This window comes from Caballeronia sp. LZ065, assembly GCF_031450975.1.
In the GTDB taxonomy this organism is placed as follows: domain Bacteria; phylum Pseudomonadota; class Gammaproteobacteria; order Burkholderiales; family Burkholderiaceae; genus Caballeronia.
The window spans coordinates 2,521,762-2,542,807 of the sequence record NZ_JARUXV010000001.1; the positions used below are offsets into that span (position 1 = coordinate 2,521,762).

A 21,046-nucleotide genomic window follows, 5' to 3' on the forward strand; every position below is an offset into this window, starting at 1 on the left:
ACAAAGACAATGTCCAATACCATCAACGGCTGCGGTTCCGGCAATTGCGCGTGCAAGAGCGCGGCATCGGTGCAGCGCCGCGACCCGTTCGACGAAACCGACTACGGCACGCCGCTGCGTCATGCCGATGTCGACGTGACGCTGGAAATCGACGGTGAAAGCGTGACGGTGCCCGCAGGCACGTCGGTGATGCGCGCGGCGATCGAAGCCGGCGTCAACGTGCCGAAGCTGTGCGCTACCGATTCGCTCGAACCGTGGGGTTCGTGCCGCCTGTGCCTGGTCGAGATCGAAGGCAAGCGCGGTTATCCCGCCTCGTGCACGACGCCCGTGGAAGCCGGCATGAAGGTCCGCACGCAAAGCGACAAGCTGCAATCGCTGCGCCGCAACGTGATGGAGCTTTATATCTCCGATCACCCGCTCGACTGCCTCACCTGCCCCGCCAACGGCGACTGCGAACTGCAAGACATGGCAGGCGTGGTCGGACTGCGCGAAGTGCGCTACGGCTATGAAGGCGCGAATCACCTGAAGGACAAGAAGGACGAATCGAACCCGTACTTCACCTACGATCCGTCGAAGTGCATCGTCTGCAACCGCTGCGTGCGGGCGTGCGAAGAGACGCAAGGCACCTTTGCGCTGACCATCGCCGGACGCGGCTTCGAGTCGCGCGTCGCGGCGAGCGAGAACGTGCCGTTCATGGAGTCCGAATGCGTGTCGTGCGGTGCCTGCGTGGCCGCCTGCCCCACCGCGACGCTGCAGGAAAAGACCGTCATCATGCTGGGCCAGGCCGAACATTCAGCGATCACGACGTGCGCGTATTGCGGCGTCGGCTGCTCGCTGAAGGCGGAGATGAAGGGCAACACCGTCGTGCGCATGACGCCGAACAAGAACGGCCAGGCCAACGAAGGACACGCCTGCGTGAAAGGCCGCTTCGCCTGGGGCTACGCGACGCACAAGGACCGCATCAAGAAGCCGATGATCCGCGCGAAGATCACCGATCCATGGCGCGAAGTCTCGTGGGAGGAAGCGCTCAACTACGCGGCGCGCGAATTCCGCCGCATCCAGGACAAGTACGGGCGCGATTCCATCGGCGGGATTACGTCTTCGCGCTGCACGAACGAGGAAACCTATCTCGTGCAGAAGCTCGTGCGCGCCGCGTTCGGCAACAACAACGTGGACACCTGCGCGCGCGTCTGCCACTCGCCGACGGGCTATGGTCTCAAGTCCACGCTCGGCGAATCCGCCGGCACGCAGACCTTTGCGTCGGTCGAGCAGTCGGATGTGATCATCGTGATGGGCGCGAATCCGACCGACGGCCATCCGGTATTCGGCTCGCGTCTGAAGCGCCGCGTGCGTGAAGGCGCGAAGCTGATCGTGATCGATCCGCGCCGCATCGACATCGTCGATACGCCGCACGTGAAGGCGCAGTATCACTTGCAACTGCGTCCGGGCACGAACGTCGCGATGGTCAACTCGCTGGCTCACGTGATCGTCACCGAGGGCCTGCTGAAGGAAGACTTCATCGCGGAACGCTGCGAGCCGCGCGCGTTCGATCAATGGCGTGACTTCGTCTCGCGCGAAGAGAATTCGCCCGAAGCCATGGAAGCGACCACCGGCGTGCCCGCGCAGCAGGTCCGCGAAGCCGCGCGCATCTATGCGCTCGGCGGCAACGGCGCGATCTACTACGGCCTCGGCGTCACCGAGCACGCGCAAGGCTCGACGACCGTCATGGGCATCGCGAACCTCGCGATGGCGACGGGCAATATCGGCCGGGAAGGTGTCGGCGTGAATCCGCTGCGCGGCCAGAACAACGTGCAGGGCTCCTGCGACATGGGTTCATTCCCGCACGAGCTGCCGGGCTATCGCCATATCGGCGATGCCGCCACGCGCGCGCTGTTCGAGGAAGCCTGGAACGTGAAGCTGCAGGACGAACCGGGCCTTCGCATTCCCAACATGTTCGACGCCGCGATGCACGGCACCTTCATGGGCCTGTACTGCCAGGGCGAGGACATCGTGCAGTCGGATCCGAACACGCAGCATGTGGCGAACGCGCTCTCGTCGATGGAATGCATCGTCGTGCAGGACATCTTCCTCAACGAAACCGCCAAGTACGCGCACGTGCTGCTGCCGGGCTCGACCTTCCTGGAAAAGGACGGCACCTTCACCAACGCGGAACGCCGCATCTCGCGCGTGCGCAAGGTGATGCCGCCGCTCGCCGGTTTCTCGGACTGGGAAGTCACGATCAAGCTGTCGCGCGCGCTCGGCTACGAGATGAACTACGCGAATCCGTCCGAGATCATGGACGAAATCGCGCGTCTCACCCCGACCTTCCACGGTGTGTCCTACGAACGCCTCGACGAGCTGGGCAGCATCCAGTGGCCGTGCAACGAACGCGCGCCGGACGGCACGCCGACGATGCACATCGACGAGTTCGTGCGCGGCAAAGGCCGTTTCGTCATCACGAAGTTCGTCGCGACGCCGGAGAAGGTCACGCGCAAATATCCGCTGCTGCTGACCACGGGGCGCATCCTGTCGCAGTACAACGTCGGCGCGCAGACGCGGCGCACCGAGAACTCGCAGTGGCACGACGAGGACCGGCTCGAGATCCATCCGGTGGACGCGGAAGATCGCGGCATCCGGGAAGACGACTGGGTCGGCATCGAATCGCGCGCGGGACAGACCGTGTTGCGCGCGAAGATCTCGGAGCGCATGCAGCCGGGCGTGGTGTACACGACCTTCCACTTCCCGGAATCGGGCGCGAACGTCATCACGACGGACTCCTCCGACTGGGCCACCAACTGTCCGGAGTACAAGGTGACGGCGGTGCAGGTGATGCCGGTCGAGCAGCCGTCGCAATGGCAGAAGGATTATTCGCGCTTCAACACGCAACAGCTCGAACTGCTGAACCTTGCCACCACATCAGGAAAATAACGCATGGACGTCGACAACCTGATCGAGATGGCGAACCGGATCGGCGAATTTTTCGATTCGATGCCGGATCGTGCCGAAGCCATCGATGGCGTGGCGGATCACATCCGCCGTTTCTGGGAGCCGCGCATGCGGCTCGCGATTCTCGCCGCGCTGGACAACCCGGAAGCAAGCGCCACGATGGAGCCGATCCTGCACGAGGCTTTGACACTGCACAGGTCGGACTTGCAGCCCAAGACCGCGCCGGCCTGACCTTGAACGCCTGACCCCACAAGCCCTGCATCGCAGGGCTTTTTTTAATCCTCGCGCGGCGCCGGCCGCTCGACGCTCGTGTCCTGCGCGCCAAACCAGGTTTCGCAGTGACGCAGCAACGCGGGCACATCGGACGGCGCGCGGCCGCGCGCGGCGATATAACCGTCCGGACGCATCAGGTAGAACGCGGGACGCGTGCGCCCGTACTGGTCGGTGAGCGATTGCGCGCCCTCGCCGCTCGTGTCGGTGATGCGCCACACGCGCACGGCGTTCGGCAGGATCGCGTCGATGGCTTTCGCCAGGCCGTCGAGGTCGGGGTCGCGCATCGCGTGCGCGACGGTGATCGTGGCGGGCGCCAGCGCAATGTCGTCCCCGCCGCTCGGATTCACGAGCAGGAACAACGAGAAGCAGCCGGGATCGTGCAGGTCGAACAGACAGCCGACGCCCGGCAGACGTCCGAGCGGCCCGTCGATCACATGCACGCGCGCATCGGGCGCACGCTCGCCCGCGCGCGGACCGCCATCGAGCAGACGCTCCAGCGTCAGCGGACTCTTGCGATAGTTGATGGACAGCTCGCTCACCGTGCGCCGCATCGCGTCGCGCAACGGGCCGATCGCGGCAAGCGCAGGCATCACGTGATCGCGCATCAGCTTCATCGGACCGTGTTCCGCGCCGGCCATCTGCGTGAGCAGATTCGATTGCCGCAGCACGTCGCGCTCGATCGGATGACGCTCCGTGTGATAGCTGTCCAGCAGCCGCTCGGGCGCGCCGCCCGCGAGCATCCGCGCGATCTTCCAGCCGAGATTGAGCGCTTCCTGGATGCCGGTGTTCATGCCTTGCGCGCCGGCCGGACTGTGGACGTGCGCTGCGTCGCCGGCGAGAAACACGCGCTCCACGCGGAGACGGTCGACCATCCGGCTGTTCAAATGAAAGTACGACGACCACGTCAGGTTCGAGAGCGTCATCTTGTGATGCACGCGACGCTTGACGAGCGCGCGGCATTCGTCGAGCGTTGGACCGGTCTTGGTGCTGTCGGCCTTGACGGCATCCGCGGCGGCCGTTGGCAGGTCGGCGATCAGGCGCGCGCGCTCGCCGCCCATCGGGAAGAGCGCGGCGAGTCCTTCGCCCGAGGCGAAGATATGGAACTCGTCGTCGGGCCAGTCGACGTCCACCTGGAGATCCGCCAGCAGGTAAGTCTGGTCGAAGGTCTTGCCGTCGAAGCCGATGCCCAGCCGGTGCCGCACGAAGCTGTGCGCGCCGTCGGCCGCGATCAGGTAGGACGGGCGCAGCAGTTCGTCGCGTCCGTTGGGATGCCGCAGCGTGGCCTGCACGCCTGCCGAGCCCTGCGAAAAGTCGATGAGTTCCACACCGCGTTCGATCTCGACGTGAAAGCCTTTCAGATGCTCGGTGAGCAGGCGCTCGGTTTCGGTCTGGTCGAGGAACAGCAGATACGGATAGCGAGTCTGCAACGGATCGAAGTCGAGGCGCGCGAGGCGCTGCCCGTTCGAATAGAGATTGGCGACGCGTGCGCGATGGCCGAGTTCAAGGAACGGCGCAACGGTTCGATGTTGCTCGAAGAGTTCGAGCGTGCGGGCCTGGATGCCGATGGCGCGCGAATACGGCAGCGGGTGCTTCGCCTTGTCGACGAGCCTGACCGGTATGTGCGCGCGCGAAAGACTCATGGCGGCGGCGAGGCCCGTCGGACCGGCGCCCGCGATCAGGACGGGCGCCACGTCCAGCTTGTCGTTCGGATTCAGCTTTGGCGCGTACATGCGGTCCTCCGTGAAACGTCACGGCGTCTAGTGTACGCCCGCCTCCTTTACGTCCGCAGTGGGTTGCGTCACGCGCATGCTCAATGCACGTGCCCGCGTTCCTGAAGAATGCACGCGTGGCAGGCCATCCCGAACTCCACCTGCACGGTCGCATGATGCATCGAATAGTCGCGGCGCAAGGTGGTAACGATGCCCTGCACGAACGCATCGCCGGGATGGCCCTCCGGCATCACGAGATGCACGGTCAACGCGTTCTCGGTCGTGGAGAGCGCCCACACGTGGAGATCGTGCACGTCGCTCACGCCCGGCAGTTGCACCAGATAGGTCCGGATGCGCGTCACGTCGACGCCCGGCGGCACGGCGGCCATGGCGAGCCGCATGGCGTCGCGTCCGAGGCCCCAGGTGCCGTAGACGATCACCGCGACCACGATCAGGCTCATCAGCGGGTCGAGCCAGCTCCAGCCGGTGAACAGGATGACGAGGCCGCTCACCGCGACAGCGGCGGAAATGGCGGCATCGGCGGCCATGTGCATGAAGGCGCCGCGCACGTTGAGGTCGTCCTTGCTGCCGCGCATGAAGAGCCACGCCGAGAAGCCGTTGACGACCATGCCGAGCGTCGCGACGATGAACACGTCGAGGCCCGCGACGGGCGCCGGATGGATGAGCCGCTGAATGGCTTCCAGCACGATCGCGCCACACGCGAACAACAGCAGCGCCGCATTGGCGAGCGACGCGAGGATCGACGAGCTGCCGAGTCCGAAGGTATAGCGCGCGCTGGGCTGGCGCGTGCCGAGCCAGACGGCGCCCCACGCGAGCAGCAGACCGAGGACATCGGAGAGATTGTGGCCGGCGTCGGCGAGCAGCGCGGTGGAGTGCGCGAGAAAGCCATAGATCGCCTGCACGACGACGATCAACACGTTCAGCCCGACCGCCAGCGCGAAGCTGCGCCCCTGCCCCGCCTGCGGCGCGTGGTGATGATGGTGACCGCCCGGACCATGGGCATGTCCGTGGCCGTGCCCTTCGTGCTTGTGGTCATGCTTGTGGTCATGCTTGTGTTCGTGCTTGTGTTCGTGATCTTCGTGTCGATGCGTGTCCATCTCGATGCTCTTCGTTGGTTGATTCAGTCGAGGTCGGGGGCTTCCGGCTGCGGCTCGGCGACGTGTTCCAGCAATTCGCCCAGCATCGCGCTGATGTGGCGGTCGGCGGCTACATAGAAGACCTGCTTGCCCTGACGTTCGGCCCGCACGATGCGCGCCGCGCGCAACAGCCGCAAATGGTGGCTCACCAAGGACGCCGACAGCCCCAGCCCCTGCGCGATGGCCCCCACCGCCCGTTTCTGCTCGACGCACGCCAGCACGATGCGCAACCGCGTGGGATCGCCCAGCAGGCGGAACAGGTCGGCCAAGGGCACGACGCGTTCGTCTGAAGTCATTTCGCCGGGAGCAACGAACGGTGCGGACATGGCAAATTCGAACAAACATATGAACAGGTATTCATATGTTAGACGCCATTATCGCCGAAGGTCAACCGTGCTTTTGGAAAGCCGGAGCTGCCGGTGTGGGAAAATACGAGGTTTGTATTTCCGGCCTGTGTCTCTTTCCGTCATGGACACCGTTTTTGCCCGCGGTTTCGCGGCCCATCGTGACGGCCGCCTGACCGACGCGGAGCGCGACTATCAAGCCGCGCTCGCCGCCGAACCCCATCACGTCGATGCGCTCCACTACCTCGGCGTGCTGCGCCATCAGCAAGGCCAGCACGCGGAGGCGGCCGAGCTCGTGCGCCGCGCCGTGGACCTGCGCCCGACCGACGCGGGCCTGCAGCTGAACCTCGGCAACGCGCTGAAGGCGCTCGGCCGGCTCGACGACGCCATCGAGCGTTTCCGCAATGCGCTGACGCTTGCGCCCGGCTTTCCGCTCGCGCAGTACAACCTGGGCAACGCCTACACGGCGGCGGGCCGTCATGAAGACGCCGCCGATGCCTTCGAGAAGGCCCTGCGCCTGCGCCCCGACGACCCCGCCGCCTGGAACAACTTCGGCAACGCGCTCTCCGCGCTGCGGCGCTTCAAGGACGCGGCGCAGGCGTTCCGGCGCGCGCTCGTCCTGCGTCCGCGCCATGCGGGGGCGCACAACAATCTTGGCATGGCGCTGAATGCGCTCGGTGATACGCCCGGGGCCATCGAACACTTTCGCGCGGCGCTCGATGTCGAGCCGAACTACGTCGCCGCGCACTTCAATCTCGGCAATCTGCTGGATGCGAACGGCAATCCCGCCGATGCGCTGCCCGTCTTGCGTCAGGCCGTCGGCTTGCAGCCGCGCTTCGCGCCCGGACATTTCGGACTGGGTCATGCGCTTGCCCGCCTCGGGTTTCATGAGGAAGCCGTGCCGCACTTCGAGCGCGCAGTCGGGCTCGATCCGAAATACGGCGTCGCGTGGCTGTCGCTCGGCAATGCACATCTGGCGCGCGGCGCGCATCAGGCGGCATTGCGTGCCTTCGATCAGGCGTTGCGGCTCGACGCCGGCATGCCCGCCGCGCAACTGAATCGCGCGCTCGCCTTGCTGGCAACGGGCGACTATGCGCGCGGCCTGCCCGCCTACGAAGCGCGTCTGGAAACGGCCGGCAGCGAGCCCGCGCCGGCGTTGCCGCGCTGGCATGGCGAACCGCTGCCGGGGCGCACGCTGCTGGTTCGCGCCGAGCAGGGTTTCGGCGACACGCTGCAGTTCGTGCGCTTCGTGCCGTTCGCGGCGCAGCGCGTCGGCCGGCTCGTGCTGGAGGTGCAGCCCGCGCTCGCGCCGCTGCTGGCACCCGCGGCGAAGGCCGCCCGCGTCGAGTTGAAAAGCCGCGCCGACGACGCGCCATCACGCGCGGACGCCTTCTGTCCGCTGTTGAGCCTGCCGCATGCGCTCGGCGTCACGTCGCCCGATGCGGTGCCGGCGCGCACGCCCTATCTCGTCGTGCCGGCGGACTACCGGCGCACATGGCGCGGCTCGCTCGGCGGGCAGCACAAGCGCAAGATCGGCATTGCGTGGTCCGGACGGATGCAGCCGGGCGAAACGCGCTCGGCGCCGGTGGAAGCGCTCGCGCCGCTGTTCGCGCTCGCGGATGTCGACTGGATCGTGTTGCAGCCGTTCCTCACCGCGCATGAGCGCGCCGTGCTGCGCGCGCATCCGAATGCGAAAGCCATTCACGACTTCGAAGGTCGCCTGACGAATTTTGCGGACACCGGCGCGGTCGTCGACCGGCTGGACGCGGTGGTGTCCGTCGATACCTCGGTGGCCCACCTCGCGGGCGCGCTCGGCAAGCCGCTGTGGGTGATGCTGGCGCATGCCGCCGACTGGCGCTGGGGCATCGATTCCGACCGCTGTCCGTGGTATCCCGCCGCGCGGCTGGTGCGCCAGCGTGCGCCGGGCGCGTGGCGCGAGGTGATCGAAGACGTGGCGGCGGCGCTGCGGGACTGACCACGCACCGGAACATCAGCCATGGATGAGATTCTCGACGAAGTCTGGACCCTGCTCGACTCCGGCGCGAACGCCGGCGCGCAGCGCTCGCCCTTCACGATGCTCCAGGCCGCGACGCACGGGCTGGACGACGCGCCCGCCGTGCGCACCGTGGTGCTGCGGCGCTCGTGTCGCGCGCAGCGTTCGCTCATGTTTCACACGGACTTGCGTTCGACCAAAGTCGCCGAGCTGCGACGCGATGCGCGTATTGCGATCATGGGTTGCGACATGGACGCCGGCAAGCAGCTGCGGCTGACGGGCACGGCGCGCATCGTCGAGGATCCGCGCGACACGCGGCCCATATGGGAAGCGAGCCGGCCGCGGACGCTGATTGTCTATCGCACGCCGATCGCGCCCGGCACGCCGGTGTCCACGCCCGCCGAAGCGCATCCCCACCCCGCCGCGACGGACGGCTTCGAGCACTTCTGCCTGATCGAGATCACCGTGTCAGGGATCGACTATCTTCATCTGGCGCCGGAAGGACACGTCCGGGCGCGCTTCCACTCCGACGAAGCAGGAAGCTGGCGCGGCCAGTGGCTCGCGCCCTGACTGCTGCACGGCAGACGGCGCCAAGCCGGGCCGCGTGCCGCGCCAAGGCGGTCTTGCCCAGACGGCCTCACTCACGCGGCCGCACTCAGGCCGTCTTGTACTGGTTGCGCGCTTCCGGCGAGCGATACAGCACGCACGTCGCGATCAGCCCGCACACGGCGGCGAGTCCCATCCACAGACCCGGCGCGGCCTTGTTGCCGGTGGCATGGATCAGATACGTGGAGATGGCCGGCGTGAAGCCGCCGATGGTCGTCGCGAGGCTGTAGGCCATCGAGAAGCCCGTGGTGCGCACTTCGACCGGCATGACTTCGGTGAGCGCGACGACCATTGCGCCGTTGTAGCTGCCGTACAGGAACGAGAGCCACAGTTCGCATAGCAAGAGGCGCATGAAGGACGGATCCGCGACCAGCCATTGCACGATCGGATACGACGTGAGAATCGTGAGGATCGTGAACACCAGCAGCACCGGCCGGCGTCCCACGCGATCCGACAGCGCGCCCATCAACGGCAGCCAGACCAGGTTCGAAAGGCCGACGCACACAGTCACGACGAGCGCATCGACCGACGACAGCTTCAGCACTTCCTTGCCGAAGGTCGGCGTGTAGGCCGTGATCATGTAGAACGACACGGTGGTCATGATGACCATGCCCATGCCGGCCAGCACGATGCCCCAGTTCTGCGCGATCGAACGGGCGATCTGGCCCATGCTCGGACGATGCTTGCGCGCGAGGAACTCGTCCGTTTCGCGCAGCGAACGGCGAATGATGAACAGGAACGGCACGATCAGGCAGCCGATCAGGAACGGCACGCGCCAGCCCCATGCGGTCATCTGGTCGGCGGGCAGCAGCCGGTTCATGATCACGCCAATGAGCGCGGCGAACACCACCGCGACCTGCTGGCTGCCGGACTGCCAGGAGCAATAGAAGCCCTTGTTGCCCTTGGTCGCGATCTCGGACAGGTACACCGACACCCCGCCCAGTTCCACGCCGGCCGAGAAGCCTTGCAGCAAGCGCCCGCCGAGCACGATGATCGGCGCCAGCGCGCCGATGGTGGCGTAGCCCGGCACCAGCGCGACGCAGGCGGTACCGACCGCCATCAGCCCGAGCGTCAGGATCAGGCCCTTGCGGCGGCCATGATGGTCGATGTACGCGCCGAGCACGATGGCGCCGAACGGACGCATCAGGAAACCCGCCCCGAACACGGACAGCGCGAGCATCAGCGAGGCGAACTCGTTGCCGCTCGGAAAATAGGTCTTGGCGATCGCCGAAGCGTAATAGCCATAGACCATGAAGTCATACATTTCGAGGAAGTTTCCGCTGACGACGCGAAACACCGACTTGAACTTTGATTCGTTGGCTGGAGCGACGTGGGCTGTGGACATGAACGTTCTCGAGAATCGTGAGATGAGCGCGACGGGCCTCGCGGTGCGCGGTTCAGCGACCTGCGCAAAATCCGTACTTGAACGGATGGCGGCGCGCCGCGCTGACCGGCAGGAACAGGCTTCGTTGTTATGGTTGCGGCGACCTCAATCTTAACGCCTGCGCCTTGACCGCTGCACAGAACAGCGTCTAATTTCGTTCAAATTTCATTAAAATTAGCTTACATATGCCTAACGTAAAACCGACAATCGAGACGCCCGGCAGTCTGCTCGTCCTGCGCGACGCCACGCCCGGCGACCGCGACCTCATCGTGTCGATGCACGTGCGCAGCTGGACGTCGGCTTATCGCGGCATCTTGCCGGACCGCTATCTCGATCGCGACATTCACGCGGAACGTGCAGCGCACTGGGCCGCGCGACTGCCGGAACTGGCTCGCGGCGCGGGCCGTGTGGTCATCGCCCTGCATGACGACGAGGCGGTCGGCTTCACCTGTCTGATCGAACCCGACGAACACGGCAGCGTGCTGGTCGACAACCTGCACGCGCTGCCGCGGCACAAGGGCCTCGGCGCGGGCACCGCGATGCTCGCCGAAGCCATCCGCTGGGCGCGCGAGCGCGGCGCGCGGCAACTGCATTTGTCCGTGCTGGAGGAGAATGCCGCGGCCATCGGCTTCTACGAATCGCGCGGCTGGCGACGCGAGGCGCGCGAAGCCGATCACATGGCGGGCATCGATCTGTTCTCCTTGCGCTACGTTTTGCCGCTCGACTGAGCCCGGCGGCGCCGCACGCCGAACGCACGCGTCTTTTCACCAGCGCCGATGAAATTAGGAATGCTCTGGTCGCGGGAAGGAAAACCGTTTCGTATGATTGCCGGTCGAAAATTCGGCTTGTCCGCCCGCGCGACGAGACCGTTTTCCGCGCCATCAGGGTCGATGCATTCCGCTGCTGCCCGCGTGCGGCGCGTGTCTGTGGAATCTCGATGAGCGAACCGTTGATCGTTGTGGAAGGCGAACTGCGTCTGCCGACGGTGCGCCCGCTGCCGGACCTCGCGCTGGATTTCGGAAACGCATGGGCGCTCGCCCGCGCGCGTCCGGTTCAGTCGCCGTTCGAAATTGCGCTGTACGCGGCACGGTTCAAGACCGCCTATCTGCCGGCCTTCCGTTTGTCCGATTCCACTTCGCGCTATCGCGCGGTGAGCCTGTGGAGCGTGTTCGCGCACGGCGAACTGCCGCGCACCATGCTCGACCTGCTCGACAGCCATCGCGCCCGCACGCGCCTGGAAGAAGCGCCGGTGGATCCGCTGCGCCTGAGCGCGCCGATTCATGCGGGGCTTGGAGCCGCACGCCGCGGCATGTCGCGCCTCGCGCAGATCCTGACGGGCGCGGCCATCTCCGCCGGCGCGCTGTTGTTGCTGTGGCTTTTGTTCGGCAACGAGCCGGGCGTGCCGGGCGTTCAGCCAGCGGCCCCTTTCACGGAAGCCACGCGATCCGGGCCGACCGGGAAACCGCCCACTCCTTCCGCCCTTGCACCGCCGGCGGTGGTCGAGCCAGCCGTGGCCGCCCCTGCACGCGCAACCGAGCCGGAAGCGCTCGCCGACGTCTCCAAGCCCGGCCGGGAGGATCCGCCGCAAGATCCGGCGGCATCGGTTCCCGGCCGCATCACCGTCGCACCGGAAGCCGATCGGGCGCGTGCCGTCACGGTGAATCGTTCGCGGCATGAGCGCACGGAAGCACGTCGCAAGACAGCGCAGGTGAAGTCCGCCCGACCCGGCCCGATGAATGTGCACACGCTCTATGCCTTGCTGCAGCACTCGCCGACGCTCGACAGCAATGCGCCCGCGCCTGACGCACGCGATGCCGGCGAGGGAGGCGCAACCGCGGATTAACCGCGCCGAACAGCCCAGCCCGGGATGCACGTCAAAACGCAGCGAACCCGTCCGATCCACCTTTTCGGCCCGAACGCCAACATGAAGTCATCGAGACCCATCCGTCACACGACGCTCACGCTCGCGCTGTCTCTCTTCCTCTGCGGGACGCTCACGCCGTTCGCGCTTGCGTCCGCTGCTTCGAGCCAACCCAGAACCGCGCCCACTGCGCCGCGGCCGAGCCCGGACACCCGCAACGCGGACGACACCGCCGACGACGCTTCCAGCCCGGCCAGCGATCCGCGCGCGCCGCGTGCCGAAGGCAACATCGCCGAACTGCAAAGCCTGGTGCAGGCAGGAGGCCTCACCGAGCTGCGCGCCACCCGCAACGGCAGCTACGGCGCGAAGCTCTTCTTCCTTGCTCAGGAGATGCTGTACTACGTGGCGTTGTCGCAGGACGACCGCTGGTGGCGAGTGGTGAAGACGCAGGACGCCGGGCGCGCCGATTCCGTCTATGCGGACTTCGCGCGCAAGAGCTTCTCGCTCGCGGAAGGCGAAATCCGCCGCATCCAGCTGACGGCGCAAAAGGTGCTGCTCGACCGGGTGATCGCCAAGTCGGCGGATCGCGCGAACCGGCTGTCCGCCGATCTCGCGCTCGCGCAACAGCAGGACTCGCAGGTGTCGCAGCATCAGCAGCAATTGCAGGTCGAAGCCGCGACCTTGCAGAGCGACAAGCTCGACGCCGAACGCAAGCTGCGCGCATTGCAGATGCAGGTGGACCAGTTGCAGCGCGCGACGGAAGCCGGGCTCGGCACGTCGAATACGGCGGCTGCGCGTCGATGGTCGGATAAGGCGGCGGACTGAACGTCGGGTTCATCCGCCGATAAAACACAAAGCCCGCTCGATTCGAGCGGGCTTTGTCTGGCAGGAATGGAACCGTTGCGCCGGCTCAGAAGCGCGTTTCTCGCGCCACGCGCAGGAAGGTATCGAGCAGCGGCGTGCAATCGAGTAGCTCCGCACCGCCCGATCGATGAAACTCCGGATGCCACTGCACGCCCACGACAAACGGCGCCCGCCGATAGCGCACCGCTTCGATGATGCCGTCCGACGCCGACACCGCCTCGATGTTCAGGTCGCGGCCGAGCGTCCTGACCGCCTGATGGTGGATCGAATTGACGAGAGCGTCGCGCTGGTTCGGGAACATGTTGGCGAGCGTCGAGCCGTCCGGAAAGCGGATGGCGTGCCGATGCTGGTCGTACTGCTCGTTGACGTGTACGCCGGCCATCGGGACATCGGTGGCGATATCGCCGTAGAGCGTGCCGCCGAACGCCACGTTGATCAACTGGCAACCCCGGCACACGCCCAGCACCGGCTTGCCCGACTCGACGAACTCATGCAGCAGTTCGAGCTCGTACATGTCGCGCACGCGGTCGCCGGGCCATTCGGGACGGGTCGTGACTTCCTCGTAGGACTGCGGCGAGACATCGGCGCCGCCTTGCAGCAGCAGGCCGTCGAGATGCTTCGCGTAGTCGCGCAGACGGATATTGCTCGTATGCAGCATGCCCTGGTTGCCGACGGTCGGAATCATGAAGACCAGCACGTCGCGCGACATCACCCAATGGGCGATGGATTCCTCCAGGTATTGCAGCGTCTTGCCGCGCAGTCCCTTGGCGCCGGGCTCCGGATGGAAGATCCGTGCCGACACGCCAATGCGCAAGGTGCGCTGCGTGACCCGCTGCCCGGCCCGGTCGAAGATTTGGCGCGCGCGCGCCGCGATGATGCGTCCAAACACCGACCACGCCGAATCCGACTGCTTCAGATACGCAGGCTGCGGCGGCACGGGGGCCGCTTCGGCCACGTGCGGAACATTGAGCTTGCCGAAATCCGGCGCTTCGGCGATGCCGGAGGGGAAACCGGCTGTGGCCGGCGGCGCGGTGCGGCCGGTGGGAGAGTCCGACGCCGCAGACCGGGCGTTCGTGGTGCGTGTGACTTCGGCTTCGGCTTCCGCTTCCGCCTCTGTCGCCGCTTCGAGGTTCTGCGCAAGACTCGACCTGGGATTCGCAGGTGCAGGTTTCACTGGAATCGCGGCCGCCTGCGCGGCCGTGGCACGAGCCGCCGATTCGCGGGCTTCGCTTGCGGCCTGCTGCGCGTCATCGCGGCGCGCCTGCTGGGTATCGACGGGTTCGACGTTCGCCGCGCTGGAAGGCGCATCCGTCGACGCGCGTTCGGTCGCGCTGGCGGCCGGCCCGGGCGCCGCGGCGGCCGCCGCAGCTTCCGGTGGCGCCGTGGGATTCGCGCTGCGCGGCGCGTCGTGCTGCGAGCCGCCCGCCGTTGAAGAACCCGCGCCGCTCGTGCGCCCGTCGGGAGTGGTGCTGCCTTTGGAGGTGTTGTTATCGCTCATTCCGATGTCGGACGCCCGCGCGCCTTGAAAGAATGGACAAGCCCCAATTATCCGCCTGCGGACGATCTGCCGCAAACCGGCACACAATTGGTCACATTGACTCACATTCTCGCGGAAAGCGGTAATACTCCGCCGGACGAAACCGCTTCAGTGTTCGCGCGGTTCCTCGAAGGTCTCACGCAGCGCGATCTGCATCGTCGCGTGAATCTTCACGCACCAGCGCCACAGCACCGTCAGCAGGAGCGCCGCGCACAGCAGCACGCCGACCATCAGCCCGAACGGCGGCAGAATCGCGCCCGACAACGCGGCCACCAGCAAAAATACGCCGAACATCGCGACGATCGGAATCAGTCCCGAGATCGCCGAGCGGATCGCGCGCGTGAAGCGCCCCGCCTTGGCCGGCTGCACGCTCACTTCGGCCAGCAGCAGCGCGAGCGATTCGAGCTTGCGATACACCGCCACGAGGAACGGCAGCGCCACCACCAGCGCCGCGCTCCACAATACGACGCGCCGCGCATTGTCGGAGTCGAGCCAGCGCGCGAGCTGCGCGAACGCAAAGGGCGCCGCATACGACGCGCTGATGAAAATCGCCGCGACGAGCGCAAGATTGACCGCGATCTGCAACACGATGCGCTTGGTCATCGAGAACAGCGTCGGGCCGCCGGAGCCGGTCGTGAGGCTCGCGAGCCATTGCGAGTACAGCCCGAACGTGTTCGACAGCGGTGCGGGCATCGCGCGGGCGACGCGCATCGTCAACGGATCGGCGGCGCGGATCAGATACGGCGTGAACAGCGTGGTGAGCGCGGACACGGCCACCGCGATCGGATACAGGAAGCCGCTCGTGACCTTGAGCGACAACCCCAGCGACGCGATGATGAACGAGAACTCGCCGATCTGCGCGACGCTCATGCCGACGCGCATCGACGTGCGGCCGTCCTTGCCCGCGAGAAAGGTGCCGAGCCCGCACGAGATGATCTTGCCGAACACCACCGCGACCGTGATGACGGCGATGGGCCATGCGTAGTCGACCAGCACGGTCGGATTCAGCAGCAGGCCGATGGTGACGAAGAAGATGGCCGAGAACATGTCGCGCACCGGCGCGATCAGATGCTCGATGCGTGCAAGGTGCTTCGATTCCGCCATGATCGCGCCGATCAGGAAGGCGCCGAGCGCGATCGAATAATCCAGCTTCACGACCAGCAGACAGAAGCCGAAACAGAAGCCGAGCACGGTGACGAGCAGCATCTCGTCGCTCTTCGCGCGCGCTACGTAGTTGAGCGCGCGCGGCACCGTCAGGATGCCGACCACCAGCGACACCGTCATGAACAGCAGCAGCTTGCCGAGCGTCACGAACGCGATGCCGGCGCTCACCGAACCCGTCTGCGCGATGCCCGACAGCAGCACGAGCATGGCAATGGCGAGAATATCCTCGACGATCAGAATGCCGAACACGAGCTGCGCGAAGCCCTCGCGTTTCATGTTCAGCTCGGACAGCGCCTTCACGATGATGGTCGTCGACGAGATGGCGAGCATCGCGCCGAGGAACAGCGAGTCCATCGCGTTCCAGCCGAACCAGCGGCCGATCTCGTAGCCGATCCAGATCATCAGCACGATTTCCGAGAGCGCCGCGACGAATGCCGTTGCACCGACCTTGAACAGCTTGCGCAGACTGAACTCGAGACCGAGCGAAAACATCAGGAAGACCACGCCGAGCTCGCCGAGCGTCTGGATGGTGGCTTCGTCGTGAATGAGATTGAACGGCGGCGTGTACGGCCCAATGATCACGCCCGCCACGATGTAACCGAGCACGACCGGCTGCCGCATGCGGTGGAACAGCACCGTCACGACGCCCGCGATGGCCATGATCACCGCGAGATCCTGAATGAATCCGATCGCATGATGCATTCAGCAAACCCTTTCAAATATGTAATCGATCACCGATGTTACCGCACGGACCGTGAAATCCTGCGGTCGGGCAATAAATTGGGATGAACAGCGGAAGACGGCGCGCGTTCGGCGAGCGTGCGCCAAACGGCTGAAGGAGAGCTCGCGCGGACGGCGAGCCCTGAAACCGGCAGCAGACCCGCGGCGCTCAGACTGCCGCTTCGTTTTCCTCGCCGGTGCGAATACGAATCACGCGTTCGACTTCGGCGACAAAAATCTTGCCGTCGCCGATCTTGCCGGTGCGCGCGGCGCCGATGATCGCGTCGATGACCTGGTCGGTCTGGTCGTTCGCGACGACCACTTCAATCTTCACCTTCGGCAGAAAGTCCACCACATACTCTGCACCGCGATAGAGCTCCGTGTGTCCCTTCTGACGGCCGAAGCCCTTCACTTCCGTGACCGTGAGACCGGTGAGGCCCACTTCGGCGAGCGCTTCACGCACTTCGTCGAGCTTGAACGGTTTGATGATGGCGGTGATGCGTTTCATGGCGTGCCTCGCATGGAGTTCGGTTCAATGGATTCGAAAGAGGTCGTGTCCCGCGCGGGACAGATGGTTTCGATTCTAGCTGCGTTTCAGCGCGCAAGCGGTCCGGTAAACCGCGAGGTCCTCAAAAACGCGTCGCCCGCTATTCGGTGACAGGCACGCGCTCCAGATCCTTGAGCCAGACGGTGGCCTGCGAATCGCTGGGCGCGCGCCAGTCGCCGCGCGGCGAAAGCGAGCCGCCCGAGCCGACCTTCGGCGCATTCGGCACGCACGACCGCTTGAACTGGCTGGTGCGGAAGAAGCGGTCCAGAAAGATCTTCAGGTTCTTGCGAATGTCGCCGATGCTGTACTGATTGCGCACCACCGCGGGGCCTTCAGGCCAGGTGCCGGCATCGCGGTCGCGCCATGCATGCAGCGCGAGGAAGGCCACTTTCGTGGGCGCGAAGCCAAAACGCAGCGTGTAGTACAGATTGAAGTCCTGCAACTCGTACGGGCCGATCACGCTCTCGGTCTTCTGCTCCACCACGCCGCTCGTCTTGCCGGGGATCAACTCGGGACTGATGTCGGTGGCGAGGACGTTTTCGAGCACGTCGCTACCCGTGCTGCCGATCTGTCCCGACTCCGCCACCCAGCGCACCAGATGCGTGATCAGCGTCTTTGGCACACTGGCGTTGACGTTGTAGTGCGACATGTGATCGCCGACGCCGTAGGTGCACCATCCGAGTGCCAGCTCGCTCAGATCACCGGTCCCGATGACGATCGCCTGGTTGAAGTTGGCAAGTCTGAACAGATGACTCGTGCGTTCGCCGGCCTGCACGTTTTCATAGGTGATGTCGTACTGCTCGGCGCCGGTGCTGTGCGGATGACCGATGTCGGACAGCATCTGCACGCAGCTCGGCCGAATGTCGATTTCATGCGCCGTGCAGCCGATCACGTTCACCAGTTCGCGCGCCTGGCTCAAGGTGCGTTCGCTGGTGGCGAAGCCCGGCATCGTGTACGCGAGGATGTTCGCGCGCGGCAGGCCGAGCCGGTCCATCGCCTTCGCGCACACCAGCAGTGCATGAGTCGAATCGAGTCCGCCCGAAATGCCGATCACCACCTTCGACATTCCCGATGACTGCAAGCGTTGCAGCAACGCCTGCACCTGGATGTTGTAGACCTCGTTGCAGCGTTCGTCGCGGCGCGCGGCATCGGACGGAACGTAGGGGAAGCGCTCGACGTGCCGGTCGAGCGGCAGCTTGCTGTCGGCGGGAATGGCGAGCGGAAATTCGATCACGTCGAAGCGCGCGACTTCGTCCGCATGCCGCTGCGTCGAGCGGCCGAAGGTGGTCTGGCGCATGCGTTCGCGCGAGAGCCGTTCGAGATCGACGTCGGCGAAGATCAGGTGCGAGTCGCGCGCGAAGCGCTCCGACTCGGCCAGCAACGCGCCGTTTTCGTAGATGAGGCCCTGGCCGTCCCAGGCGAGATCGGTGGACGACTCGCCGTCGCCCGCCGACGTGTACAGATACGCCGCCACGCAACGCGCCGACTGCTGGCTGACGAGCTGATGCCGGTACGCCGACTTGCCCACCACGATATTCGACGCCGACAGGTTCACGAGCACGGTCGCGCCCGCGAGCGCCGCGAAGCACGACGGCGGCACCGGCACCCAGACATCCTCGCAGATTTCCACATGGAAGCGGAACAGCGGCAGGTCCCTGATCTGGAACAGCAGCGACGCGCCGAACGGCACGTCCTGGCCGCACAGCCGGAGCGTGGTGGTGGTCGCGGCATCGGCGGGACTGAACTGGCGCGCCTCGTAGAACTCGCCGTAGTTCGGCAGATAGCTTTTCGGCACGACGCCGCGAATGAAGCCATCGGCGATGACGATCGCGCAGTTGAACAGCTTGTGCTCCACGCGCAGTGGCGCGCCGACGATCATCGCGAGATTGAGGCCCTTCGAGGCGTAGAGCAGCGTCTGCAACGCGTCTTCGCAGGCATCGAGCAGCGCGCGCTGATGAAACAGGTCGTCGCAGGTATAGGCGGAGAGGCCCAGTTCCGGAAACGCGACCAGCACCGCGCCGCGCGCCGCCGCCTGTCTGGCGAGTTCGAGGGTCTGCGCGGCGTTGAATTCCGGATCCGCGACTTTGCAGGCCGGCACGCCCACCGCGACGCGCGCGAAGTCGTGGCTATACAGATTGAAGAAGTTTCTGTTCATGGTGATCTGAACGGGTGGGATGCCGGACGCCGGACGCGAGTTGTCCGGCCGATTATCGCATCAGGTCTTTTTTCTGAACGGCGTATGCGCCTCCAGCTCCTCGATGTGCTGGGTCATCGCTTCGGTTTCGGTGTCGAGAAACTCGGAGATTGCATGGGCGAATCGCTGGTCAGCGATCCAGTGCGCGGACCACGTGGGCGTCGGCAGCAGCCCGCGCGACATCTTGTGCACGCCCTGCGCGCCGCCTTCGAAACGCGCCAGCCGATGCTCGATGCAATACGCGATGCCCTGCATGTAGCAGGTCTCGAAATGCAGCCCCGAGATGAACTCGCGCGTGCCCCAGTAGCGGCCGTACATCGTGTCGCCGCCGATCATGTTGAGCGCGCACGCGAGCCGCTGGCCGTCCGCTTCGGCGATCACGAGCAACATGCTGTCGGGCGCGTCGGCGTGGATGCGGCCGAAGAACTCGCGCGTCAGATATGGCGCGTTCCAGTGCTCGCGATAGGTGTTGTCGTAGCAGTCGTAGAAGAAGTCGAGCGCGCCCTGATCGATCTGCGCGCCGCGCAGCCAGGTGTACGTCACGCCCGCCTCCGTCACGCGGCGACGATCCTGCTTGATCTTCTTGCGCTTGTCGTGGCTCATCGTCGCGAGGAACGCGTCGAAGTCTGCGTAGCCATCGCCGGGCGCGTTCTCCCAGTGGAACTGCACGCCTTCGCGCAGCATGTAGCCCGCATCGGTCAGCGCCTCGACGTCTTGTGCCTCCGGAAACAGCACATGCAGCGAGGAGAGTTCGAGCTGGCGCGTCAGTTCGATCGCGCCGCGCGCCAGCATCACGCGTTCGTCGTGATGCGCCGCGATCAGGCGCGGCCCCGTCACCGGCGAGAACGGCACCGCGGACAGCGCCTTCGGGTAATAGCGCAGGCCGTGGCGCTCGAAGGCGTCGGCCCAGGCGTGATCGAACACATATTCGCCGCGCGAGTGCGACTTGAGGTACAGCGGCATGACGCCCGCGAGGGTGTCGCCGCGCTTCAGTAACAGATGATGCGCGCGCCAGCCGGTGCGCTTGACCGCGCAGCCCGTGTCCTGCAACGCGGCAATGAACGCGTGGCGCACGAAGGGATTGTCGCCGGCGAGCCGGTTCCAGTCGTCCGCCGGGATGTCTTCGAGCGTATCGACCACATGAATTTCGACTTCGCGATTCAACAGGCTACCTCGCTGGAATATCGATGAGCGCGCGCCACGCGGCCGCGCGCGCCCGAAAGCGGCTATTCTCGCGCAACTCGCCACGCCTCGCCGAAGCCGGCCGAAGCGTTGCAGCGCCCCGCCCCGACGCTTTCAGCCATAATGCGCGGCACACACCCTCCCGCCCGGCGAACGCAATGCCCTGGTTCCTGTATCTGATCGAATGCGCTGACGGCAGTCTCTACACCGGCATCGCCACCGATGTCGAGGCGCGCTTCGCCGCGCACCTGAGCGGCAAGGGCGCGCGCTATACGCGGGCAAGAAAGCCGTTGCGCGTGATGGCGTCGTTCGAACTGACGGGGCGCTCGGAGGCGTCGCGCGCGGAATACTTCGTCAAGCGGCTGACGCCGCGGCAGAAGCGCGAATTGATCGAAGGCGGGCGCACGCTGGCATCGGTGGTGCCGTGCGCCGAGGCGGCCGTCGATCTGCAAGACGGCGGCTGAAATGCAGACGGGCGGCGCCGGGGGGGGGCCCGCCGGCGGGGGTAGGAGCGCACGCCCGCGGGATGGGCGGAGTGTGCAAATGCGCCCCGGGGGTGCGGTTG

Annotated in this window: 17 protein-coding genes; 8 read left to right on the forward strand and 9 right to left on the reverse strand. The window is 65.9% G+C overall.

Going from position 1 to position 21,046, the window contains the following annotated elements; all coding sequences use genetic code 11:
- Positions 1 to 9: 9 nt before the first annotated feature.
- Together fdhF and QCE63_RS11655 are read left to right on the forward strand one after the other, a co-directional pair.
- Entirely contained in the window at positions 10 to 2,928 is a 2,919-nt protein-coding gene (gene fdhF, locus QCE63_RS11650; RefSeq protein WP_309832982.1) for a formate dehydrogenase subunit alpha, read from the forward strand.
- Between the two features lie 3 nt (positions 2,929 to 2,931).
- Positions 2,932 to 3,177 (forward strand): formate dehydrogenase subunit delta, encoded by a 246-nt coding sequence (locus QCE63_RS11655; protein WP_309832983.1) that lies wholly within the window; start codon positions 2,932 to 2,934, stop codon positions 3,175 to 3,177.
- 44 nt (positions 3,178 to 3,221) lie between these two features.
- Here the strand turns inward: QCE63_RS11655 and QCE63_RS11660 are convergent, their stop codons facing one another.
- The 3 genes from QCE63_RS11660 to QCE63_RS11670 all read right to left on the reverse strand — a co-directional run bounded on the left by QCE63_RS11660 (position 3,222) and on the right by QCE63_RS11670 (position 6,411).
- Positions 3,222 to 4,949, reverse strand: a complete 1,728-nt coding sequence (locus tag QCE63_RS11660) for an FAD-dependent monooxygenase (RefSeq protein WP_309832984.1) — start codon at positions 4,947 to 4,949, stop codon at positions 3,222 to 3,224.
- Between the two features lie 80 nt (positions 4,950 to 5,029).
- Positions 5,030 to 6,046 (reverse strand): cation diffusion facilitator family transporter, encoded by a 1,017-nt coding sequence (locus QCE63_RS11665; protein WP_309832986.1) that lies wholly within the window; start codon positions 6,044 to 6,046, stop codon positions 5,030 to 5,032.
- A gap of 23 nt (positions 6,047 to 6,069) precedes the next feature.
- Positions 6,070 to 6,411 (reverse strand): metalloregulator ArsR/SmtB family transcription factor, encoded by a 342-nt coding sequence (locus QCE63_RS11670; protein ID WP_309832988.1) that lies wholly within the window; start codon positions 6,409 to 6,411, stop codon positions 6,070 to 6,072.
- A 142-nt stretch (positions 6,412 to 6,553) separates the two neighbouring features.
- On the opposite strand from QCE63_RS11670, the gene QCE63_RS11675 reads away from it, so the two are divergent.
- Together QCE63_RS11675 and QCE63_RS11680 are read left to right on the forward strand one after the other, a co-directional pair.
- Complete coding sequence (locus tag QCE63_RS11675; RefSeq protein WP_309832990.1) at positions 6,554 to 8,404, forward strand: tetratricopeptide repeat protein; 1,851 nt, start codon at positions 6,554 to 6,556, stop codon at positions 8,402 to 8,404.
- 21 nt (positions 8,405 to 8,425) lie between these two features.
- On the forward strand, positions 8,426 to 8,992 hold the full coding sequence (locus tag QCE63_RS11680; RefSeq protein ID WP_309832992.1) for a pyridoxamine 5'-phosphate oxidase family protein: 567 nt from the start codon (positions 8,426 to 8,428) through the stop codon (positions 8,990 to 8,992).
- 85 nt (positions 8,993 to 9,077) lie between these two features.
- On the opposite strand, the gene QCE63_RS11685 is transcribed toward QCE63_RS11680, so the two are convergent.
- Positions 9,078 to 10,373: an MFS transporter gene (locus tag QCE63_RS11685; protein WP_309832994.1), complete on the reverse strand. Its 1,296-nt coding sequence runs from the start codon at positions 10,371 to 10,373 to the stop codon at positions 9,078 to 9,080.
- 224 nt (positions 10,374 to 10,597) lie between these two features.
- Between QCE63_RS11685 and QCE63_RS11690 the strand changes: the two genes are divergently transcribed.
- The 3 genes from QCE63_RS11690 to QCE63_RS11700 all read left to right on the forward strand — a co-directional run bounded on the left by QCE63_RS11690 (position 10,598) and on the right by QCE63_RS11700 (position 13,098).
- The gene (locus tag QCE63_RS11690) at positions 10,598 to 11,140 is read left to right on the forward strand and encodes a GNAT family N-acetyltransferase (protein WP_309832995.1); all 543 of its coding nucleotides are present in this window, start codon (positions 10,598 to 10,600) and stop codon (positions 11,138 to 11,140) included.
- A gap of 209 nt (positions 11,141 to 11,349) precedes the next feature.
- A complete protein-coding gene (locus QCE63_RS11695) occupies positions 11,350 to 12,255 on the forward strand; it encodes a hypothetical protein (RefSeq protein ID WP_309832996.1) in 906 nt (301 codons plus the stop codon).
- Between the two features lie 81 nt (positions 12,256 to 12,336).
- Positions 12,337 to 13,098, forward strand: coding sequence for a DUF2968 domain-containing protein (locus QCE63_RS11700; protein ID WP_309832997.1), 762 nt, complete (start codon positions 12,337 to 12,339; stop codon positions 13,096 to 13,098).
- Between the two features lie 85 nt (positions 13,099 to 13,183).
- On the opposite strand, the gene QCE63_RS11705 is transcribed toward QCE63_RS11700, so the two are convergent.
- The 5 genes from QCE63_RS11705 to QCE63_RS11725 form a co-directional block, all read right to left on the reverse strand.
- Positions 13,184 to 14,635, reverse strand: a complete 1,452-nt coding sequence (locus tag QCE63_RS11705) for a type 1 glutamine amidotransferase (protein WP_309832998.1) — start codon at positions 14,633 to 14,635, stop codon at positions 13,184 to 13,186.
- Between the two features lie 147 nt (positions 14,636 to 14,782).
- Positions 14,783 to 16,540 (reverse strand): cation:proton antiporter, encoded by a 1,758-nt coding sequence (locus QCE63_RS11710; protein WP_309832999.1) that lies wholly within the window; start codon positions 16,538 to 16,540, stop codon positions 14,783 to 14,785.
- A 187-nt stretch (positions 16,541 to 16,727) separates the two neighbouring features.
- Positions 16,728 to 17,066 carry a P-II family nitrogen regulator gene (glnK, locus tag QCE63_RS11715; protein ID WP_086969848.1) on the reverse strand — a complete coding sequence of 113 codons (339 nt, stop codon included), beginning with the start codon at positions 17,064 to 17,066 and terminating at the stop codon, positions 16,728 to 16,730.
- A 139-nt stretch (positions 17,067 to 17,205) separates the two neighbouring features.
- Positions 17,206 to 19,260, reverse strand: coding sequence for an NAD(+) synthase (locus QCE63_RS11720; protein ID WP_309833000.1), 2,055 nt, complete (start codon positions 19,258 to 19,260; stop codon positions 17,206 to 17,208).
- A gap of 60 nt (positions 19,261 to 19,320) precedes the next feature.
- Complete coding sequence (locus QCE63_RS11725) at positions 19,321 to 20,463, reverse strand: GNAT family N-acetyltransferase (protein ID WP_309833001.1); 1,143 nt, start codon at positions 20,461 to 20,463, stop codon at positions 19,321 to 19,323.
- A gap of 176 nt (positions 20,464 to 20,639) precedes the next feature.
- On the opposite strand from QCE63_RS11725, the gene QCE63_RS11730 reads away from it, so the two are divergent.
- Positions 20,640 to 20,945: a GIY-YIG nuclease family protein gene (locus QCE63_RS11730; protein WP_309833002.1), complete on the forward strand. Its 306-nt coding sequence runs from the start codon at positions 20,640 to 20,642 to the stop codon at positions 20,943 to 20,945.
- The last annotated feature ends 101 nt before the right edge of the window (positions 20,946 to 21,046 follow it).